Raw genomic sequence first — 19159 nt, 5'->3', positions numbered from 1 at the left:
CGGTCTCGGGGTCCGAGAGCCGATCATCCCCTTAAACGCCGCGACGCCATCGCAGCGGAGATGAACACGAGAATCGTTAGATCAGACAGAATGCTCCGTCAAGCGGGTGAAAGCCCCCGCAAACGTTCGGACCGACGACGCAGCAACTCGACCGTGGTCAGCAACGCAATCGACAGAACCACAAGGATCGTCGCAACCGCCAGAATGGTTGGGCTGATCTGTTCTCGCAGGCCGGTGAACATCTGCCACGGCAAAGTCTTCTGACTGGCAGAGCCAACGAACAGAACCACCACAACTTCGTCGAAAGAGGTGATGAAGGCGAACAGACCACCCGAAATCACACCCGGCAGGATCAGCGGCATCTGGATCTTGAAGAAGGTCCGCACCGGCCCTGCCCCCATGTTGGCAGCCGCACGCGTCAGTGAACGATCAAAGCTCACAAGCGTGGCGGTCACAGTGATGATCACGAACGGGATACCCAGAACGGCGTGCGCCAGGATGACTTTCAGATAACCCACAAAGTTCTTGTTCATACCCAGCGTGCCTTCAAGGAACCGACCGATATCGCTGTAGAAAAAGAACATGCCAGTGGCCGAAATGATCAGCGGAACGATCATCGGCGAAATCAGGATTCCCATGATAGCACGGCGGCCGGGGACGTGGCTCTGGCTGAGGCCAATGGCAGCCAAAGTACCAAGCGAAACCGAGATGATTGTGGCAATCGGGGCAATGATCAGCGAGTTCTTGAAGCTGCGTTGCCATTCATTGTTGGTAAAGAAATCACGGTAGTGCTTTAGTGAATACCCTTCAGGGTCAAGCCGCAACATCTCGGGCGTGAAGGTAAAAAAGTCCTGTGCGTTGAACGACAGCGGCAAGACCACAAGGATCGGTGTGATCAGGAAGACGAAGATCGCACCGCAGATCACCCGGAACAGGTAGTGGTAAAACACCTGCTGCGCGGTCAGGTACGGCAACAGCTTGCGCCGGTATCGCCCTTCGTACAACCAATAAGTAAACCAGGCGAAGAACCAGCCCCCCAACAGGCCAAGTACTCCCCCCATTGGGCCGGACATCAAAAAGCCCGCGATGCCAAAGCCGAGGATATTGATCCAGCGGGCCAACTGCTCATTCTTTAGAATGTTGATGTAAAGCCATGCCAGTCCGGCAATCACGATGGCACCGCCCACGATCCCTAGCAGGACCGAGCCGTTTCCGGCGCCGACAAAGATACCAGCGAATGCTCCGGCCAATGCAACGCTGGGCAGAACCATCGACATAGGTTTACGGGATATCGGAGTAAGTGCGGCCATGTCGATTATCCCAGCTTCACGTTATCAATGCCCACGATCTTGTCGTAGACCCAGTAGAGCAGCAGAACGACCGCCAGAAGTATCGTTCCCAGCGCCGCCGCCAGTCCCCAGTTCAGTGAGGATGAGATGTGATAGGCGATCCGGTTCGAGATGAAGACACCTTTGGTACCGCCCACGATTTCAGGTGTGATGTAGTAGCCGATCGCCAAAATGAATACGAGTATTGAACCCGCGCCGATACCCGGAATGGATTGAGGGAAGTAGATGCGCCAGAACGTTGTCCAGTTGGTCGCACCCATGGATTTCGCGGCACGTGTGTAGGATTCTGGAATGGTCTGCATCACCGAATACATGGGCAGGATCATGAATGGCAGCAGGATATGCGTCATTGCGGTGATCGTACCGATCTGGTTATTGATGATCACCAGTCGCGCATCGTCAGCCACCAACCCCAGCCAGACCAGCGTTTCGTTGATCACGCCCTGTTGTTGCAGCATCACCTTCCACGCCGACGTCCGCACCAACAGTGACGTCCAGAACGGCAGAAGCACAAGGATCATCAGCAGATTTGAGACACGCATCGGCAACGTCGCCAGCAAATAGCTGACCGGATAAGCCAGCAGGATACAGGCACCCGTTATTACCAGAGACATAAACAGCGTTCGACCGAACAGCTTAACAAGGATTTGCTTGTCTTCGGGTTGTGCCTGCGCGCCGTCGGGGGTTCTGCGCATATCTACCGCATTCAGAAAATACCCGTTGGTGATCTTCGGCGAATGGGTTTTGATCACGCGCCACGTTTGTGTATCGCCCCATCCGTCGTGAATATCTATTAGTTGCTCTTTAAACGGACCATCCGTTTCAGGATCCAGTTTCTTGATCTGACGACCTGACTTGCGGAACATCGAAGACATACCGGTTTCTTCGTAGTTCAAACGCGAACCAAGGCGTGTGTGCTCTTTATTGTCAATCGCAACAATCATATCCCGCACAAAGGCATCATACACGCCCTCGCCCGGCAAATCTCCAGACTGTTCATCCCAGTTTTGAAGCGCCTCGACGGTAAGAGGTAGAGTATCAGAGACGATGTTGTTTTCTACTGAACGGAATAGCATCGCAGCTATTGGAACAATAAAGGAAAACAGAACGAACAGAAGCAAAGGAGCGATCAACAGCAAGGCACGCAGCTTTTGCCGCCGCAACGAGCGTGCCAGCGATAGCTTGAGCGGTGTTCCATCCGCTGCCAGCATGGGTCCGGCGTTTTGGCTTGCGTCAGTCATTGGAGCCCCTTGGATCTGTCTTGGTTCAGGGGCGGCGCACCGCCCCCGACTGTGTCATGAAATCAGACGCTTATTGCGCCAGCCACGCCTGGAATTTGGCGTCGATGTCATCACGGTAATCCGCCCAGAACTCGTAGTTATACAAGAACGTGTTCTTGGCGTTTTCCGGATCGGTCGGCATATGCGGGGCCATATCAATCCCCAGATCGGCGTGCTGACCTACCAGCGGAGCCGACGAGGCGCGGGCCGGACCGTACGAGATGTACTTGGCCTGATCCGCCAGACGCTGAGTGTCGGTTGCGAACATGATATAGTCCAGCGCGCGCTGCTTGCGCTCATCGCTCAGACCGGCAGGAATGATCCAGCCATCCAGATCGAACACCTGCGCGTCCCACAACATTGCAACTGGCTGTTTCTGCTCTTCAATCACGCTGAACAGACGGCCGTTATAGGTCGAACCCATGATGACTTCGCCGTCAGCCAGCAGTTGTGGCGTGTCCGCACCAGCAGACCACCAGACAACGCTGTCTTTTATGGTGTCCAGCTTGGCCAAGGCCTGATCCTGACCTTCCGAAGTCGCTAGAACGTCATAGACATCATCCTTGGCGACACCATCACATAGCAGCGCCCATTCCATGTTGTTGATCGGACGCTTCTCCAGCGAACGTTTGCCCGGATAGGTTTCCAGGTCGAACACTGCGCAGATGTCGGTCGGCGGGGTGTCACCGACCAGATCAGTGCGGTAGCCGAATGTGGTCGAATAGACGATCTGCGGGATAAAGCAGTCGCTGACCAGCAGGTCGCCGAAATCCTCAGAGGCGGGCGTGCCATCCGGAGCTGCGGCCAATTGGCTGTCGAAATCGATCTCAAGCGCCAGACCTTCGTCGCAAAGACGGATCGCGTCAGCGGCTACAACATCTACCACATCCCATGTGATGTTGCCCGCTTCGTTCATTGCGCGCAGTTTGGCAACGGCTTCGGCGGAGCTGTCATCGTTCAGAATGGTGATGCCGGTCTTTTCCGAATAGGGCTCGTGATACGCCTTCAACTGCGACTTTGAATAGGCACCGCCCCAGGAGACGATAGTCATCTCCTCGGCTGAAACAGTGCCCGCAGCCGTCGCAATCGCAGCCGCAGTGAGCATGATCTTGGTTGGTTTCATGTGTTACTCCCAGTTCATCCCGTTTTATGTGGTGGTCAGCCGATGCACGGGTTTTCACCGGCCGGTCCCTCAGCTTAACCGCGCTTGTCCCGCGCGGTTTGGTCTATGCGTCGAGCGCACGACAATCCTGTGCCAGCCAGCCGATCTCAATCTCTTGACCCGGGGTCAGGCGTACGGCGTCAGGCGCATTTCGAGTTTTGGCGATGAATTCGTTGTTTCCGGCAACGGACATGCGGAACCGGAATACGTCGCCCATGTAAATGAACTCTTCGACCCTTGCTTTCAAAGTATGCGCGTCAGCATGCAGTCGGTCTTTGTTGAATTCCACACGTTCAGGGCGGATCGAAACTTTGGTCCGGTCGCCTGCGCTGTGGACGTTGATCGGAACCGCGTCGATTTCCGAGCCATCATCCAGACGTACGACGCAAGTGTCGCCGTCAATTGATTTAACAACACCTTCCAAAGTGTTGTTTTCACCGATGAATTGCGCGACAAAACTGTTTTCCGGCTCTTCGTAAAGCTGATCAGGCGGCGCCAGCTGTTGAATGCGGCCGTCATCAAATACAGCCACCCGATCTGACATGGTCAGCGCTTCGGTCTGGTCGTGGGTCACGTAGACTGTTGTGATCCCAAGCTCATGGGCCAGACGCGTGATTTCGAACTGCATATGTTCACGCAGCTGCTTGTCCAATGCCCCCAATGGCTCATCCATCAAGACCAGTTCGGGTTCGAATACCAAGGCACGAGCCAAAGCAATCCGCTGTTGCTGCCCGCCCGACAGCTGAGCAGGACGTCGGCCACCAAAGGCGCCCATCTGAACCATATCTAGTGCGCGCTTGACCTTTTCATCCCGCTCCGACTTGCCCAACTTACGGACTTCCAGTGGAAACGACAGGTTTTCGGCTACCGTCATATGCGGGAACAACGCGTAGTTCTGAAAAACCATGCCAATACCGCGCTTGTGCGGCGGGATATTGTTGATGGGCTTGCCGCCCAGGAGGATTTCACCGTGCGTGGCGGTTTCAAATCCGGCGAGCATCATAAGGCAAGTCGTCTTGCCCGAGCCTGACGGCCCAAGCATTGTCAGAAACTCACCTTTGGGCATTGCAAGGTTTAAGTCTTTTACGACGAGGTTCTCGCCGTCATAAGACTTCTGTACGCGTTGGAATTCGACAAACGCGGCGTCGTTCATTGTATCGGCCACAAGACCCCCTGTTACGTCAAATGATTATCCGTCTTCTGCGGATTTCATTGATCTGTAGCCGTTAGTTAAGACCAAGCGATGTTCACATTGCAACAGTGAATCCTGATTTTGTTACACAATATCGGGATTTAACAGCTCACCCGGCTTCGTTCAGAGCACGCATATGCCACGCAAGACTTTGATTACTGGACAGAACCGGCTTGCCGATACGCGCGCAAATCTCGGGAATAGCCTGTTGCGTGCGAAGGTTTGTGCAACTTAGAAAAACCGCATCAACCGACGGGTCCGAGCCCAGTTTTGTGGCAGCGTCAATGACGGATTGCACCGAAATCCGAACAACTTTGGCCTCTTCTGATTCCCCGAATGTCCCAAAAACATCCATCTCCACTCCGCCTTGGGCAAAGGCCCGGCGCAGGGGAAGGTTTACCTCTTCAATATAGGGCGACAGCAGCGCGAATTTCGAAACGCCCAGGTGCCGCGCATAGGCCGTAGCCGCACGCAAAGGGTTTGTAACCTCGGCGGTCTGGCATGTCTGCTTAACAAGTTCTGCCACGCGGTCGGACCCGATAACCGAGCTTGCAGACGTGCACCCGTACCCGACAACGCGATAAGGTCGCGCGCTGGGCAGCAATCCGGCGGCGGCCGGCAGCGCCTTCTCCATTTCCGCAAGGCTTTCCGTCGTCACCTCGATCCCGCTGGGAATTCGCGTCACGTAGATTGGATACTTGCGGTCCGAAAAATACGAGCTGAATTCGGGCTCCAACGTTTCATCTGTCTGCAACACGATCAGACCAAGCGGGGTGGACTTGGGATCGTCTTCATCAAGAGCGTAATGGATCCGGGTCATATCTCGATCACCTCTGGCCCGATGCGTGGGCTTAGAAAACGTGGGGTGCCTTCGGTGATGACAATGTTTTCTTCATGGACAAGTATTTTTGTACCAACGGCGATGCCCGGCTCCAACGTCAAAACCATGCCGGGTTCCAGCACGGTCTGGTCTGCCGGGATAAGGGACGGCCACTCTGTCAGTGACATCCCCAACCCATGACCCAACCGCCCCGCATCTGTGCCTTCGGCCTCTTTGGTCAGAACCGTGTTCATGGCATGAAACAAATCCGAGGCAGTAGCACCGGGCCGTGCGATCTCGAGCGCGGCATCCGAGGCTTCTACCAGTCTGGCGTGCGCTGATCTCACCTCGGGTCGGGCTGGGCCGACGGACCAATTGCGATCAAAATCACAGAAGTAGCCATCCCAAACCAGACCTGTATCCAGCATAAGTACGTCGCCAGGTTCCAACGGCGCCGAAGTTGCAGGTGATATTACATCACTGTAGCCGCCCTGCTCTGCCCCGCCTGCAAGATACGGCACCCAATCGGCCCCTTCCTCAAGGCAGAGCATCTGGAACCGGCGAAAAACCATGTCCAAAGGCACTCCTGCGCGGGCAACCTCGGGCACGCGGGCGAACGCGCGTCCAGCGATATCGCAGGCTGTTTGGATCTTCGCAATTTCAGCCTCGGATTTGATCATGCGCAACCGGCGCAGGATTCCCTGATCACCGGTAATGCGACGCGAACCGAGAGCGCCGCGCAAGCGTTCAATGTCCGCCATAGGCATCCGCACATGTGTCTCATGACCATCCGGCACCCCGATATTGCCCGAAACGGGTGTCAGTTCGGCCAGGACGTCGGCCAGAAGCGAGATACCGTCGTCCTGCAAGTCGGGCGCACTCCAGGTTCGGATGTCATCGATCCAGGTCTGCTCCATGAGCGCGGCCCCGATCGAAGGGATCACGGCCACCGGTTTGCCCGTGGCAGGCACGACCAGAAACCATGGCCGGGTTGGGCTTTCCCAAAATCGGGTCAGATAGCCGGTAAAGTAGCGCACATCAGTTTCTGTCGTCAGCAGCAGCGCCGATAAATCCGCGGCTCGCATCAGCTCCTGCGCGCGTTTGGTACGCGCCTCGAATTCTGCCTGATCGAACCCCCTCATTCCGCGATCTCCGACAGAAAGCACAAAACGCGTGAGTGTTCGTCGATCCCTATGGCTTTCCGCGCGGTTTCGTTCATCACTGCCGCAAGGCCTGCCCCGCCGGACGCCGTGGTGGCCAGCCCGGCCTTTGCCATCGCGTCAAGCTTTGCCGCCACATCGTCGTCTGACAGGGTCAGGAACAGGTCTGCGTCGCGAGCCAATCCGTTTAACGCGATCAACGATGGTTCCTTGCAGTCCAGACGCCCCATGATGCTGTCTGGGCCATCCGCAAAAACACATCTTCCGGCGGCTATGCTGGCCTGCAACGCGGGTGCCGCTTCGGGTTCAACCACAACGATCTTCGGTGCGTCGCCCCAGATGTGTCGTGCATAGGCAGCAACGGCACCGGCCAGCCCGCCCACGCCTGCCTGCAACAGAATGTGCGTCGGAACATCGGGACACTGCCTGACAGCCTCTGCCGCCATTTGCAGATAGCCTTCCATAAGCGTCCATGGCAGGTCATAATATCCTTCCCACGAACTGTCCGATAGCAATATCCAACCGTTTTCGTCGGCAGCCATTCTCGCGGCCTCCATGCTGGCGGCATAGTCAGCACCACTTCGAACAACTTCGGCTTTTTGGCCTTTCAGACGTTCCGAAAAGGTTTCGGGCACAGTTTCAGCAATGTAGACGACGGCCTTCGCACCGAAAATTCTGGCACCCGCCGCTACACTCATGCCGTGGTTCCCGGCGCTGGCGGTCACATAGGTTGCGCCTGCCAGAGTTTGTTCACCCGGCTCACCTGTCCTCTCGGCCGCATGACGCGCAATTACATAGGCCGCCCCTAAAGCTTTGAACGAACCAAGGTTCATCCGCGCCCGCTCATCCTTCACCCAAAGCTGGGCTACAGAGGCCAGTTTCCCAACATCCACCAACGGCGTTTCTTTCGCGACAGGGCACTGAGAAAGCAAATCTGCAACACGGGCAGCGTTTGTAGAAGGATACGGCGCAGACGGTGCAAGCTTTTGGCCCGCCCGATGTGGATTGGTGATGACCTGCATACTTCTCCCCTGAGTTTAGGCCCGTTGACGTGATCCCATCGGTGGAACACTGTCAACCAACGTCTGACGTCAATCAGGGACGTTGACGGCATTCGAGGCCTGTTCTGCAACCAACGCCAACAGCCAGTCGTGAAACAACCGGGCAGCCGGATTGGCAGCGTTGGACGAAAGGTAGTACCCTTCGTTGCTGTCCACCGAACATTCATGCACGCGTACGACCAGACCCGCGGCAATCGCATGGGTCGTCAGTAATTCGCTGACCAAGGCGACACCGCTACCATGAACGGCCAGTTGCAGGGCCATCCCAAATGTATCGACAAAAACACCGGGTTGGCGGCGCAAGTCCTGTTTTTCAAACCATGTGCCCCACCCACTTGATGTCCCGACAGCCTCGATCAGCGGCAGGTCAAACACGTCTCCTGCGACTGCCGGGGATTTCACAGCAACCAACCGGTCAGGTATCAGTCGGACAGCGCCATGCCCTACCTGTTTCTTTGACCCGAACCGAACCTGAACATCAGCGTGAGACGCGTGGAAATCATCGGGCCAGATCGCACTGAGAAGCCGAACGCGAACTTCAGGATGGCGTCTGGTAAAATCTGACAGGTATGGGGCAATAACCCAATGGGCGATGCTAACAGACGTGGCGACAGTCAAGATGTCTCCGGAGGCACTGGCGTCCACGCGCCCGGCAGCCGCGGCAAGCGCTTCAAGCGCGCTGCCAACCTCGGGCAATAGTTTACGCCCCGCATCCGTCAGCGCCAAGCTTCTGGGCTGCCTCACAAAAAGAGCTGTTCCCAAACGCATTTCGAGCGATTTCACCTGCTGACTGACCGCCGATTGCGTCAACCCAATCTCTTCGGCAGCCGCCGTAAAGCTAAGCGTTCGTGCCGCCGCCTCGAAGGATCGGAACCAGGTCAGTGGTGGAAGAGATTTACCCATTTGGTCAAGCTGTCCATTAATCTTTTTAATGACAAAGCACATAATTCAATCATTTGTCAAAAACCCTGTCCGTTTTTAACGTTTGCGAGCGCGACAGGAGAGCTTTGATGCAACCGGAAATACGTAAGATTGTCACCTACGATGAGGAGGTCCTTGTCGAGGGCTTCCGAGCCGCCAAAACCCCATGGCGCATGTTTGCCGTGGCCGCAGTGGTTCACAACCCCTGGGCAGGACGGTTTGTGGAAGACCTTAAACCCGAGATACAAGCCTATGGCCCTGTTCTGGGTGAGATGATGACGAAACGCATGATCAAACTGGCCGGGAGTGGAGAGGCAATCGAAGCCTATGGCAAAGCCGCTGTGGTCGGGCTGAATGGTGAGGTCGAGCACGCTTCGGGCCTTATTCACACCTTGCGATTTGGTAATCACTACCGAGAGGCCGTCGGCGCGAAATCCTATCTGGCGTTCACCAATACACGTGGTCCGGCAAATGCGCCGATCATGGTGCCGTTGATGGATAAGAACGACGCTGGGCGGAGGTCGCACTACCTGACAATTCAGTTCTCGATTTCTGACGCACCGCGCGATGACGAAGTTGTGGTCGTATTAGGCGCAGCAACCTCGGGCAGACCGCACCACCGTATCGGTGACCGTTATCAGGATCTTAAGGATTTGGGCCATGACTTGGACAACCCGGCCGCGGTCTGAGATCGGCGGGCTGGCGGCAATCCAGACTGGTTCGGGTCAGAATATACTTCTGTTGCATGGTGTTGGCTTGCGGGCTGAAGCCTGGGGCGCACAATTGGACGGGCTGGCTTCTGAAGGTTGCATAACCGCTCCGGACATGCCCGGTCATGGAAACAGCCCTTTGGCTGACATGAGGTTGGGGTTGTTGGCGTACACCGAAGCGGCACTGGGTGTTCTGGACTGCCTGAGTGGTCCGGTCGTTTTGGTGGGCCACTCGATGGGGGCCATGATCGCGCTTGATCTTGCCGCCAAAGCGTCAGACCGGGTTTGTGGGGTCGTCGCATTGAACGCGGTTTTTGAGAGAGACGCGAATGCGGCACAGGCCGTGCGCGACCGTGCGGCGCTGCTGGATGACAAAACGATCGCTGATCCCACCAGCACATTGCATCGATGGTTCGGAGACGTCACCTCGGCCGAGCGCGATGCCTGCCGTAGATGGCTGACGGCGATGGACCCGGCTGCGTATAAAACGGCCTACTCCGTCTTCGCCCACAGCCAGTGCCCCCGACGCGACGCGTTGGAGAAACTAAGCTGCCCGGCGCTTTTTCTAACCGGCAACCTTGAGCCCAATTCGACCCCGGAGATGTCACGCGCCATGGCGGACACCGCGATGAACGGACGCGCGCAAATCATTGAAGGCGCTGCACATATGATGCCAATGACGCACGCACCTCAGGTCAACGCCGCCATTTCCAGCTTTCTGAGTGAGCTGCGCCAATGACCGCTCTTGATCCTCGTGACCTTCGTCGTGCTTTTGGACGGTTCATGACCGGTGTGACGGTTGTGACGACGCGCGATGACGCAGGCAATCCACTCGGCTTTACGGCCAATTCCTTCACTTCGGTTTCTCTCGACCCGCCGCTGCTTTTGGTTTGTCCGGGAAAAAACCTGTCTTCTTATTACGAATTCGCAACCTGCGCCCGTTTCGCGGTGAACATTCTGGCCGAGGGGCAGGAAGATGTATCCAATACGTTTGCCGGGTTCAAAGGTGATCGATTTGCCAAAGTCGATCACTGCTTTGATACGCACGACGTCCCTTTGATCAGAGGGGCAGTCGCAACGTTTTCCTGCCGTACTCATCAGGTTGTCGAAGCCGGGGACCATTGCGTTTTGATCGGTCAGGTCGAAACGTATTCTCAGGACGATGCCCCCGGGCTTGGCTATGCGAACGGGCAGTATTTCAGCCTCGGGCTGGAGCGTGGCGCGCTGGAACCATCCGGGCGAAACGTGGTCTGCGGCGCAATCATCGAACAGGACGGGCACGTCTTGCTGGAGAAAACAGAAGCCGGTTTCCGTCCGCCGCAAGTCACGCTGTCAGATCGGCAAGATTTGCGAAACAGCCTTGTGCAAAACCTGACGGCTAAAGGTGTCGATGCGCGCCTTGGGGTTGCGTATTCCGTCTATGACGATGCCAACACGCATCATGTTTACATTCTTGCGTCTGCGCCGCCCCTGCCCCGGCATGGCACTTTTCAGGCGATCGCAATCAAAGACCTGGCGACCCTGCCATACGCGTCAGCACCCATCGCCACAATGATGGCTCGTTTTGCGCTGGAAAGCCGAACCCGCAATTTCTCGCTTTATCTGGGTGACGCCCAGCGGGGCGATGTGCACAGCCTGTCGGAAAGGACCTGAAGAATGGAGTTTTCCCTTTTTGCCCATATGGAACGGCTGGGCCCCGAAGAGCCGCATGAGAAATTGTATGAAGAGTTCATCGAGCTGTGCAAGATGGCTGATCAGGCAGGGATGCGTGCGGTCTGGACTGGCGAACATCACGGGATGGATTTCACCATCGCACCCAACCCGCTGATGTCGCTGGTGGATATCGCGCATCATACCAAAAACGTGCGCCTTGGCACCGGCACTGTGATCGCGCCGTTCTGGCATCCGATCAAACTGGCGGGCGAAGCAGCCGCAGCGGATATCATGACCGGTGGCCGGATCGAGCTGGGCATAGCGCGCGGTGCCTACTCTTATGAATACGAGCGGCTTATGCCCGGTCTGGACGCATGGACCGCCGGTCAGCGAATGCGAGAGATCGCTCCTCTGCTGCCCAAATTGTGGGAAGGCGACTGCACGCATGACGGAGAGTTCTTTCAGTTTCCCGCCACCAGTTCGGCCCCAAAGCCAGTGCAACCCGGCGGGCCGCCCATCTGGATTGCCGCGCGGGATCCGAACAGCCACGAGTTCGGCGTTCAGAACGGGTTCAACATTCAGGTCACCCCGCTGTGGCAAGGTATCGAAGAAATTGAGACACTGATGACTCGCTTTGAGACCGCCTGCGCCAATCACGGCGGAGCGCGCCCCAAGATCATGCTGCTTCACCACACCTATGTCGGGCGCGATGACACTGAACTGGATCAGGCTGCGCGGGATTTGTCCCGGTTTTACAACTATTTCGGCGCGTGGTTCCAAAACAAGCGACCAGTCCGACAGGGATTGATTCAGGCGCTAACCGAAGAAGAAATGGCAGCCAACGCAATGATGGCACCCGAAAATCTGGCGCGCGATCTGACAATCGGCACGGCGGACGGGGTAACAGAACGTCTGAAACGCTATGAAGACCTTGGATATGATGAATACTCGTTTTGGATCGACAGCGGCATGAGCTTCGAACGCAAACGCGCATCACTTGCCCGTTTCATCGACGATGTAATGCCAAAGTTTCAGTGAGGGGCCGCAATGCACCAAAAGCCACATTACCAGCTATTTATCGACGGCGCTTGGACCGAAGGGGCACGTGGGCAAGTGATGGCCTCGTTGAATCCGGCAACGGGCGAGGAATGGGCCAGTTTCGCCTGCGCCGCAGCCGAAGACGTAGAGCGCGCCGTTTCCGCGGCGCGCCGGTCACTTGATGATCCGGCGTGGCGGGGCATGACGCAAACTGCACGTGGCAAACTGTTGTTCCGGCTTGCAGAACTGATCGAACAGAACGCAGGACGCCTTGGTGAGATCGAGACGAAGGACAGTGGTAAGCTACTGGCGGAAACCGCGACCCAAACGGCATATGTCGGCGATTACTACCGCTACTATGCGGGGTTGGCGGACAAAATCGAAGGCGCGGTCCTGCCGATCGACAAACCGGACATGCATGTCTTTACGCGGCGCGAGCCCATTGGCGTGGTGGTCGCAATTGTCCCCTGGAACGCGCAGATGTTTCTCACGGCTACCAAGCTTGGGCCAGCTCTGGCCGCGGGGTGCTCGGTTGTGCTGAAGGCGTCAGAGATTGCGCCCGCCCCAATGCTGGAGTTCGCCCGCTTGATCGACAAAGCGGGATTCCCACCCGGCGTCGTTTCCGTCATTACCGGGGACGCAGAAAACTGTGCGATCCCTCTCACCCGACATCCTGACGTAGACCGGATCGCATTCACTGGCGGCCCGGAAACGGCGCGTCATGTGGTGCGCAACTCGGCTGAGAACTTTGCCGTAACCACTTTGGAATTGGGTGGAAAATCCCCGATCATAGTATTCGATGATGCCAATCTGGATGGTGCGGCCAACGGACTGATCGCGGGCAATTTCGGCGCTTCGGGTCAAAGCTGCGTCGCAGGATCGCGCGGGTTGATCCATCGTCCTCTTATGGAATCTCTTATCGCCAAAATCGAAGAAAAGATGACGGGCATTGTCATCGGCGATCCATTGGAACCTGAAACCCATATTGGCCCGCTGTGCACCAATGCCCAGATTGTTAGAATTCAGGCGACACTGGCCAAGGCCAGGGAACAGGGTGCCCGTATTCGTTTCGGGGGCGCGCCACTGGATCGGTCAGGTCATTTCATGGCCCCAACGCTGGTGGAATGCGCCAGTGCCGAGACAGAGACCCTGAAAGTCGAAATGTTCGGCCCCGTCATGTCATTGTTGCCCTTCGACACCGAGGAAGAGGCAATCGCACTGGCCAATGACACACCGTTCGGGCTTGGCTCGGGTATCTTCACCGAAAATGTCGCCCGTGCTCACCGTGTTTCATCCCGCCTGAAATCGGGCATCTGCTGGATCAACACCTACCGCGCGGTCTCACCCATCGCGCCCTTTGGCGGCTTCAATCAATCCGGTTATGGCAGGGAAGCGGGAATAGAGGCCATTCACGATTACACGCGGACCAAGACCGTTTGGCTGAATACATCGGACAAGCCGATGTCGAACCCCTTTGTTATGCGCTGAGGCGATCTGCACCACGATCAGCATAACCCAAGGGGCGCTTATCTGAATGCGGCGGCTCCTGTTACTCTGCCGCCGTTCTCACCCTCTCCGGCGCGGTCAACCGCTGCCAAGCGTCGTACTGGGCCAGAAAGATTTGCCCGTTGAGGTCGTCGAGGAAATGCGACTGTTTCAGGCGGTCCATGACAGGGCCTTTGACTTCGGACAGGTGCAGACCAACGCCCATGTCACGCAGGCGGTGGTTGATGGCCTCAAGGCTTTCGAGGGCCGAAAAGTCGACTTCGTTCACCGCCGAGAACATCAAAACCACGTTGCGGATTTCGCAGCCCTCGGTCACACGCGCCTGAATCAGGTCTTCGAGGAAACGGGCGTTCACGAAATACAGGCTTTCATCCACCCGCAGCGTCACCAGTGACGGCTCGGTGTCGACCTTGTGGCGATTGATGTTACGGAAGTGTTGCGTACCCGGCACAAGCCCGACCTCGGCCACATGTGGGCGCGAGGTTTTGTAGAGATGCAAAAGGATCGAAATTGCCACGCCGCTGGCCACGCCGGTTTCGACCCCGGCCAACAAAGTCAGGACGATGGTGGCGGCCACGGCTGTAAAATCGGCGCGCGAATATCCCCAGGTCTTTTTCAGGATCGACAGGTCCACAAGGCTCAGCACCGCAACAATGATCGTCGCGGCCAGCGTGGCCTTGGGCAAAAAGTACACCAGCGGTGTCAGGAACAGTGCGGCGATCGCCAGACCACCAGCGGTAAAGATGCCTGCCGCCGGGGTTTCCGCCCCCGCATCGAAGTTCACGACCGAGCGTGAGAACCCGCCGGTGACCGGAAAGCCGCCGGTAAATGCCGCGCCCAGGTTGGCTGCGCCCAGACCGATCAACTCCTGATCGGGGTCCACGCGCTGGCGTTTCTTGGCAGCCAGCGTCTGCGCAACCGAGATGCTTTCGACGAAACCGATGATCGAGATCAGGATCGCTGGCACCAGCAATGCACCGATGAGGTCCGGGAACAGCCCCGGCAAAGTCAGAGGCGGAAGGTTCTGAGGCACTTCGCCGACGATCTTGACGCCCTGCGCATCCAGCCCGAAGCCCCAGACGACAACCGTGGTCACCACCACGGCGGCAACTGGTCCGGCCTTGGTCAGCACGTCAGCCAACAGGGGCGGTACCCCCATGCGCCGCAACGCTGGCTTGAGGTTCTTGCGCACCCAGAACAGGAACGCAGTGGCCAGCACGCCGATGATTATCGTCAGCCAACTGATTTGCCCGAGGTTTTCGAAGATTGAGCCCAGCATCCCTGGCAGGGTATGCCCATGGGCGCTGACACCCAGAATGTGCTTTAACTGGCTGGTCGCGATCAGGATGCCCGATGCGGTAATGAAACCTGCGATGACAGGATGGCTGAGGAAATTGGCCAGAAAGCCCAGTCGAAAAACGCCCAGCAGCACCAGAAACCCACCTGACAGGAAAGCCAGCGTCAGTGCTGCCACCATGTATCCGGCCGTGCCCTGCTCGGCCACCTGCCCCACGGCGCTGGCTGTCAGCAGTGACACTACCGCGACAGGCCCCACCGCCAACGCCCGACTGGTGCCAAAAACCGCATAAAGGACGATCGGCAATATCGAAGCATAGATCCCGGCCTCGGGCGGCAGCCCTGCCAGCAAGGCATAGGCCAAGGACTGTGGGATCAGCATGATCGTGACGATTACAGCCGCGATTAGATCATTCGACAGCGACGCACGGCTATACTGGCGACCCCAGTCAAGAATAGGAAGGAAACGTAAAAGGCTCTGCATGGGTTCACGTCCTGAGAAAAGCGGCGGCCAGAGCGCGGGAGGCTCTGACCGCCATACCTTGGCCGGTCGCACTTTTGGTGAAGGCGGGACAGGCCAGAACTTACGCCGGTTCTTCCGGTGTCAGTTTCGAGAGGAGTTAATCGGTCGCCACCTTCAATGGTTCGGGCTTGGCCAACCACTCTTTGCCCTTCAGCATCGCAGACCAGTAGATCGGCGGCAGCAGCTTCTCCTTCAACAGCCACGCCAACCGGCTGGGTTTGGTTCCGTCGATCAGGAATTTCGGGAAACTGGGCGTCATCACCCCACCATAGGCGAACTCGGCCAGCACGATCTTGCCGCGCTCGACCGTCAACGGGCACGAACCGTAGCCGTCATAGGCGGCAACCGGGCCGCGGCCCTGAATATCGGCCACAATATTATCGGCCACGGTCGGTGCCTGTTTACGCGCCGCCGCTGCGGTTTTGGCGTTGGGCGCGTTCATCACGTCGCCCAGCGACCAGATATTGTCAAAGCTCTTGTGGCGCAGCGTCGCCTGATCAACATCGACCCAGCCACCCGCATCCGCCAGCGGCGACACGCGAATAAAGTCCGGCGCGACCTGTGGTGGGCAGACATGCATCATGTCAAACTCGACTGTGACCAACTCGGGCTCGGCGTCCGGCATTGCAACCTTAAAGGTCGCTTTTTTCGCCGCCCCATCTACCGACACCAGATTGTGAAAGAAATTCAGTGAGGCGTCGTATTTTGTGACGTATTCCATCAGCGCCGGGACATAGTCCTTGACCCCGAACAGCACTCCGCCCGCGTTCATGAACTGGATGTCGATATCCTTCAGAACGCCGCGCCGGAACCATGCATCACCCGACAGGTACAGCGCTTTTTGTGGCGCACCCGCGCATTTGATTGGCATCGGCGGCTGCGTGAACAGCGCCCGGCCTTCCTTAAGCCCTTCGACAAGCTGCCAGGTGTAGGGCGCCAGATCATAGCGGTAGTTCGAGGTCACCCCGTTGCGGCCCAAGGTTTCTTCCAGCCCTTCGACCGCGCCCCAATCCAGCTTGAGCCCCGGAGACACGACAAGACGGTCGTATTTCACCACGCGACAGCCATCCAGAATGACGGCGTTGTTTTGCGGCTCGAAGGCCGCAACTGCCGCCTTGATCCACTTAACACCGCGCGGAATCAGGGATCCCATCGTCTTGGCGGTCTGTTCTGCCGAGAAGACGCCCCCGCCCACCAACGTCCAGCCGGGCTGATAATAATGCACGTCAGACGGATCAATGATGGCGATCGACAGGTCGGATTTGCGCGCGTGCAGGCTGGCCGCAGTGGCAATACCGCCAGCCCCACCGCCCACGATAACCACATCAAAAGATGCGTCGCCCGTGTCGGTCGGCGTTTTCCCACCATTGGCAATGCGGCGGGCAACGCCGCTCATGTCATAACCGGCGACCTTGGTGGCTGACAGGATCTCGGACACCGGACGCTTGTGCGCCGCCTCGTTTAGCGACCACAGAGTGGCCGAACGCGTGCCGGTCCGGCAATAGGCCAGAACCGGACCCGGCAACTCGGTCAGCGCGCGGCCAAAGGCCTCGGCGTCTTCGTCCCTGACGATCCCGGTTTGCACTGGAACATAGCGTACCTCGAGACCCAGTTTCTCTGCTGCTACTTCGATTTCCTCGAATGTCGGCTGATCGGCACCTTCTCCATCGGGGCGGTTGCAAATGATGGCACGAAAGCCCGCGCCTTTTATCGCCTCGATGTCATTTGGCGTAACCTGCGGCGACACCGAAACTGAGCCTGATATCTTTCTGATGTCCATGGGTGCCTCTTGCGTTCAGAGCTTGTTGACTGGAACTTTGAGCATCTGGTTCCCATCCTGGTCCGTTGGAATGCCGCCCGCCCGGATGTTGACCTGAATAGAGGGTACGATCAGCGTCGGCATCGCCAGCGTCGCGTCGCGCTCGGACCGCATCTTGATGAACTCGTCCCTAGTCTTGCCACCGCCCACGTGAATGTTGTGGGCCTTCTCCTCGGCCACCGTGGTTTCCCACTGGATGTCACGCCCGTTGGGACCATAATCGTGACACATGAACAGCCGGGTTTCGTCCGGCAGGCTGAGCACCTTGTGGATCGAGTCAAATAATGTCCCCGCGTCGCCACCGGGGAAATCGGCCCGCGCCGAGCCACCGTCAGGCATGAACAACGTGTCGCCCACAAAGGCTGCATCCCCGACAACATGCACCATGCAGGCGGGTGTGTGGCCCGGTGTATGCATGGTAAAGGCGGTCATGTTGCCGATCTTATAGGTCATGCCATCGACGAACAGGACGTCAAACTGGCTACCATCCCGCTGAAACTCGGTGCCTTCATTGAAGATCTTGCCAAACACGTCTTGCACGATCTTGATGTTTTCACCGATGCCGATCTTGCCGCCCAGCTTTTGCTGGATGTAAGGCACCGCTGACAGGTGGTCGGCATGGGCGTGGGTCTCAATGATCCATTCCAGCTTGAGCCCCCTCTTTTCAACCTCGGCAATCAGCATGTCGGCATGGCCAAACGTAATGCGGCCAGCGGCATAATCGATGTCCATGACACTGTCGATAATCGCACAGGCATTCGAGGTCGGGTCTGCAACGATATAACTGATTGTCGCGGTCGCCTCGTCGTAAAAACCCTGGACATCGGGCTTCACGCTCAGATCCACCGGGTAGCTGTCAATCGGCGTCGCTATCGCGTCGGCCATCTTTTGGTTGTGTATCTCGATAGACTTCTGATCATTCATGATCTTGCCTCCTAACTGGCGCGGATCCGTTACCCGTTTCCGCCGCGTGTCATCATCATTTCGTGGACGGCGTCCATGCCGCGATCCGCCATCGCGCTCACTTCGGCCGCATGGATATGCATGGCTTTGGCTATTTCCGGATCGTCGGATGTTTGCATCACTACGATCCCTTCGGATGTCACTTCGATGTCCGAGGTGATCTTGTCGCCATGGTCAAAAAATACGTCGAGGGTCGGACTCTGAATAATGATCATTGGATCATCCTTGCGGCCCACCCGATCGATCATCCCGGCAACATGGGAGATCAGAGCATCCATGACATCCGGGTCGGAAGATCGTGTGACAGTGCGAATACCATTGGGAAGGTTTTCAACCTCGCGCGTGATCGTATCGAAATTGCGGAACATCACAGCCAGCTCGGCGCTTTCCTCGGGCGTCGCGTTCTCGCCCCGCAGCCCCGGCATGTTGACCTCGTCGTGGCCTTGCCCATCTGCACCGTGACGATGCTCTGCCCGTTCACCGGCCATGCCCTGGCGATGCCCGTGCCCGGACATCAGAAAGATGTAGCTGCCAGCCGCGCCGACCAAAGCAGCAACAAGCAACGCAATGGCAATGCCGCCGAACGTCCGGGCGTGTTTGCGGTCATCCATCTTTGTCTCCTCCGTTTCTGCCAGCCCATATCCGGCCTTCGCGTGAGACCTGCAATCACCTTGGCGGCATGAAAAGTTTAGGAGTAGATATAACT

17 protein-coding genes are annotated in these 19159 nt (G+C 57.4%); 5 read left to right on the top strand and 12 right to left on the bottom strand.

What is annotated here, in order from left to right:
* Positions 1–98: 98 nt before the first annotated feature.
* The 8 genes from ACR0LL_RS01785 to ACR0LL_RS01750 all read right to left on the bottom strand — a co-directional run bounded on the left by ACR0LL_RS01785 (position 99) and on the right by ACR0LL_RS01750 (position 8927).
* Complete coding sequence (locus tag ACR0LL_RS01785) at positions 99–1310, bottom strand: ABC transporter permease (RefSeq protein WP_480583392.1); 1212 nt, start codon at positions 1308–1310, stop codon at positions 99–101.
* Between the two features lie 5 nt (positions 1311–1315).
* A complete protein-coding gene (locus tag ACR0LL_RS01780; protein WP_480583390.1) occupies positions 1316–2590 on the bottom strand; it encodes an ABC transporter permease in 1275 nt (424 codons plus the stop codon).
* A gap of 70 nt (positions 2591–2660) precedes the next feature.
* Entirely contained in the window at positions 2661–3752 is a 1092-nt protein-coding gene (locus tag ACR0LL_RS01775) for an extracellular solute-binding protein (protein WP_480583388.1), read from the bottom strand.
* 103 nt (positions 3753–3855) lie between these two features.
* A complete protein-coding gene (locus ACR0LL_RS01770) occupies positions 3856–4956 on the bottom strand; it encodes an ABC transporter ATP-binding protein (RefSeq protein WP_480486135.1) in 1101 nt (366 codons plus the stop codon).
* Positions 4957–5092: 136 nt separating this feature from the next.
* Positions 5093–5803 carry a maleate cis-trans isomerase family protein gene (locus ACR0LL_RS01765; protein WP_480583385.1) on the bottom strand — a complete coding sequence of 237 codons (711 nt, stop codon included), beginning with the start codon at positions 5801–5803 and terminating at the stop codon, positions 5093–5095.
* A complete protein-coding gene (locus tag ACR0LL_RS01760) occupies positions 5800–6945 on the bottom strand; it encodes a M24 family metallopeptidase (RefSeq protein ID WP_480583382.1) in 1146 nt (381 codons plus the stop codon). Before ACR0LL_RS01760 ends, ACR0LL_RS01765 begins: the two co-directional genes overlap by 4 nt.
* Positions 6942–7985: a pyridoxal-phosphate dependent enzyme gene (locus ACR0LL_RS01755; protein ID WP_480583380.1), complete on the bottom strand. Its 1044-nt coding sequence runs from the start codon at positions 7983–7985 to the stop codon at positions 6942–6944. The genes ACR0LL_RS01760 and ACR0LL_RS01755 overlap by 4 nt, the downstream gene beginning before the upstream one ends.
* A 69-nt stretch (positions 7986–8054) precedes the next feature.
* On the bottom strand, positions 8055–8927 hold the full coding sequence (locus ACR0LL_RS01750; RefSeq protein ID WP_480583377.1) for a LysR family transcriptional regulator: 873 nt from the start codon (positions 8925–8927) through the stop codon (positions 8055–8057).
* 107 nt (positions 8928–9034) lie between these two features.
* On the opposite strand from ACR0LL_RS01750, the gene ACR0LL_RS01745 reads away from it, so the two are divergent.
* Genes ACR0LL_RS01745 through ACR0LL_RS01725 form a run of 5 tightly spaced genes read left to right on the top strand, consistent with a single transcriptional unit; the run spans position 9035 to position 13834 of the window.
* Positions 9035–9634 carry an amino acid synthesis family protein gene (locus ACR0LL_RS01745; RefSeq protein ID WP_209504371.1) on the top strand — a complete coding sequence of 200 codons (600 nt, stop codon included), beginning with the start codon at positions 9035–9037 and terminating at the stop codon, positions 9632–9634.
* The gene (locus ACR0LL_RS01740) at positions 9606–10394 is read left to right on the top strand and encodes an alpha/beta fold hydrolase (RefSeq protein WP_480583374.1); all 789 of its coding nucleotides are present in this window, start codon (positions 9606–9608) and stop codon (positions 10392–10394) included. The genes ACR0LL_RS01745 and ACR0LL_RS01740 overlap by 29 nt, the downstream gene beginning before the upstream one ends.
* Positions 10391–11308 (top strand): flavin reductase family protein, encoded by a 918-nt coding sequence (locus ACR0LL_RS01735; RefSeq protein WP_480583371.1) that lies wholly within the window; start codon positions 10391–10393, stop codon positions 11306–11308. Before ACR0LL_RS01740 ends, ACR0LL_RS01735 begins: the two co-directional genes overlap by 4 nt.
* Before the next feature lie 3 nt (positions 11309–11311).
* Entirely contained in the window at positions 11312–12346 is a 1035-nt protein-coding gene (locus ACR0LL_RS01730) for an LLM class flavin-dependent oxidoreductase (RefSeq protein ID WP_480557417.1), read from the top strand.
* A gap of 9 nt (positions 12347–12355) precedes the next feature.
* Positions 12356–13834 carry an aldehyde dehydrogenase gene (locus ACR0LL_RS01725; RefSeq protein ID WP_480583368.1) on the top strand — a complete coding sequence of 493 codons (1479 nt, stop codon included), beginning with the start codon at positions 12356–12358 and terminating at the stop codon, positions 13832–13834.
* Between the two features lie 61 nt (positions 13835–13895).
* Here the strand turns inward: ACR0LL_RS01725 and ACR0LL_RS01720 are convergent, their stop codons facing one another.
* The 4 genes from ACR0LL_RS01720 to ACR0LL_RS01705 all read right to left on the bottom strand — a co-directional run bounded on the left by ACR0LL_RS01720 (position 13896) and on the right by ACR0LL_RS01705 (position 19064).
* On the bottom strand, positions 13896–15632 hold the full coding sequence (locus ACR0LL_RS01720) for a SulP family inorganic anion transporter (RefSeq protein ID WP_480583366.1): 1737 nt from the start codon (positions 15630–15632) through the stop codon (positions 13896–13898).
* A 136-nt stretch (positions 15633–15768) separates the two neighbouring features.
* Positions 15769–17451, bottom strand: a complete 1683-nt coding sequence (locus ACR0LL_RS01715) for a bifunctional protein tyrosine phosphatase family protein/NAD(P)/FAD-dependent oxidoreductase (protein ID WP_480583363.1) — start codon at positions 17449–17451, stop codon at positions 15769–15771.
* A 15-nt stretch (positions 17452–17466) separates the two neighbouring features.
* The gene (locus ACR0LL_RS01710; RefSeq protein WP_480585234.1) at positions 17467–18351 is read right to left on the bottom strand and encodes an MBL fold metallo-hydrolase; all 885 of its coding nucleotides are present in this window, start codon (positions 18349–18351) and stop codon (positions 17467–17469) included.
* 92 nt (positions 18352–18443) lie between these two features.
* Entirely contained in the window at positions 18444–19064 is a 621-nt protein-coding gene (locus tag ACR0LL_RS01705; protein ID WP_480583360.1) for a hypothetical protein, read from the bottom strand.
* Positions 19065–19159: the final 95 nt, after the last annotated feature.

The sequence above is a fragment of the Ruegeria sp. AI2 genome (assembly GCF_056541275.1).
The sequence above is the reverse complement of the archived record's forward strand: the minus strand, read 5'-3'. Positions and strand labels throughout refer to the sequence as shown.

Coding starts and splice junctions, on each gene's coding strand:
- ACR0LL_RS01785 (WP_480583392.1), bottom strand. CDS start 1,310: ATGGCCGCACTTACTCCGATATCCCGTAAACCTATGTCGATGGTTCTG.
- ACR0LL_RS01780 (WP_480583390.1), bottom strand. CDS start 2,590: ATGACTGACGCAAGCCAAAACGCCGGACCCATGCTGGCAGCGGATGGA.
- ACR0LL_RS01775 (WP_480583388.1), bottom strand. CDS start 3,752: ATGAAACCAACCAAGATCATGCTCACTGCGGCTGCGATTGCGACGGCT.
- ACR0LL_RS01765 (WP_480583385.1), bottom strand. CDS start 5,803: ATGACCCGGATCCATTACGCTCTTGATGAAGACGATCCCAAGTCCACC.
- ACR0LL_RS01760 (WP_480583382.1), bottom strand. CDS start 6,945: ATGAGGGGGTTCGATCAGGCAGAATTCGAGGCGCGTACCAAACGCGCG.
- ACR0LL_RS01755 (WP_480583380.1), bottom strand. CDS start 7,985: ATGCAGGTCATCACCAATCCACATCGGGCGGGCCAAAAGCTTGCACCG.
- ACR0LL_RS01750 (WP_480583377.1), bottom strand. CDS start 8,927: ATGGGTAAATCTCTTCCACCACTGACCTGGTTCCGATCCTTCGAGGCG.
- ACR0LL_RS01745 (WP_209504371.1), top strand. CDS start 9,035: ATGCAACCGGAAATACGTAAGATTGTCACCTACGATGAGGAGGTCCTT.
- ACR0LL_RS01740 (WP_480583374.1), top strand. CDS start 9,606: ATGACTTGGACAACCCGGCCGCGGTCTGAGATCGGCGGGCTGGCGGCA.
- ACR0LL_RS01735 (WP_480583371.1), top strand. CDS start 10,391: ATGACCGCTCTTGATCCTCGTGACCTTCGTCGTGCTTTTGGACGGTTC.
- ACR0LL_RS01730 (WP_480557417.1), top strand. CDS start 11,312: ATGGAGTTTTCCCTTTTTGCCCATATGGAACGGCTGGGCCCCGAAGAG.
- ACR0LL_RS01725 (WP_480583368.1), top strand. CDS start 12,356: ATGCACCAAAAGCCACATTACCAGCTATTTATCGACGGCGCTTGGACC.
- ACR0LL_RS01720 (WP_480583366.1), bottom strand. CDS start 15,632: ATGCAGAGCCTTTTACGTTTCCTTCCTATTCTTGACTGGGGTCGCCAG.
- ACR0LL_RS01715 (WP_480583363.1), bottom strand. CDS start 17,451: ATGGACATCAGAAAGATATCAGGCTCAGTTTCGGTGTCGCCGCAGGTT.
- ACR0LL_RS01705 (WP_480583360.1), bottom strand. CDS start 19,064: ATGGATGACCGCAAACACGCCCGGACGTTCGGCGGCATTGCCATTGCG.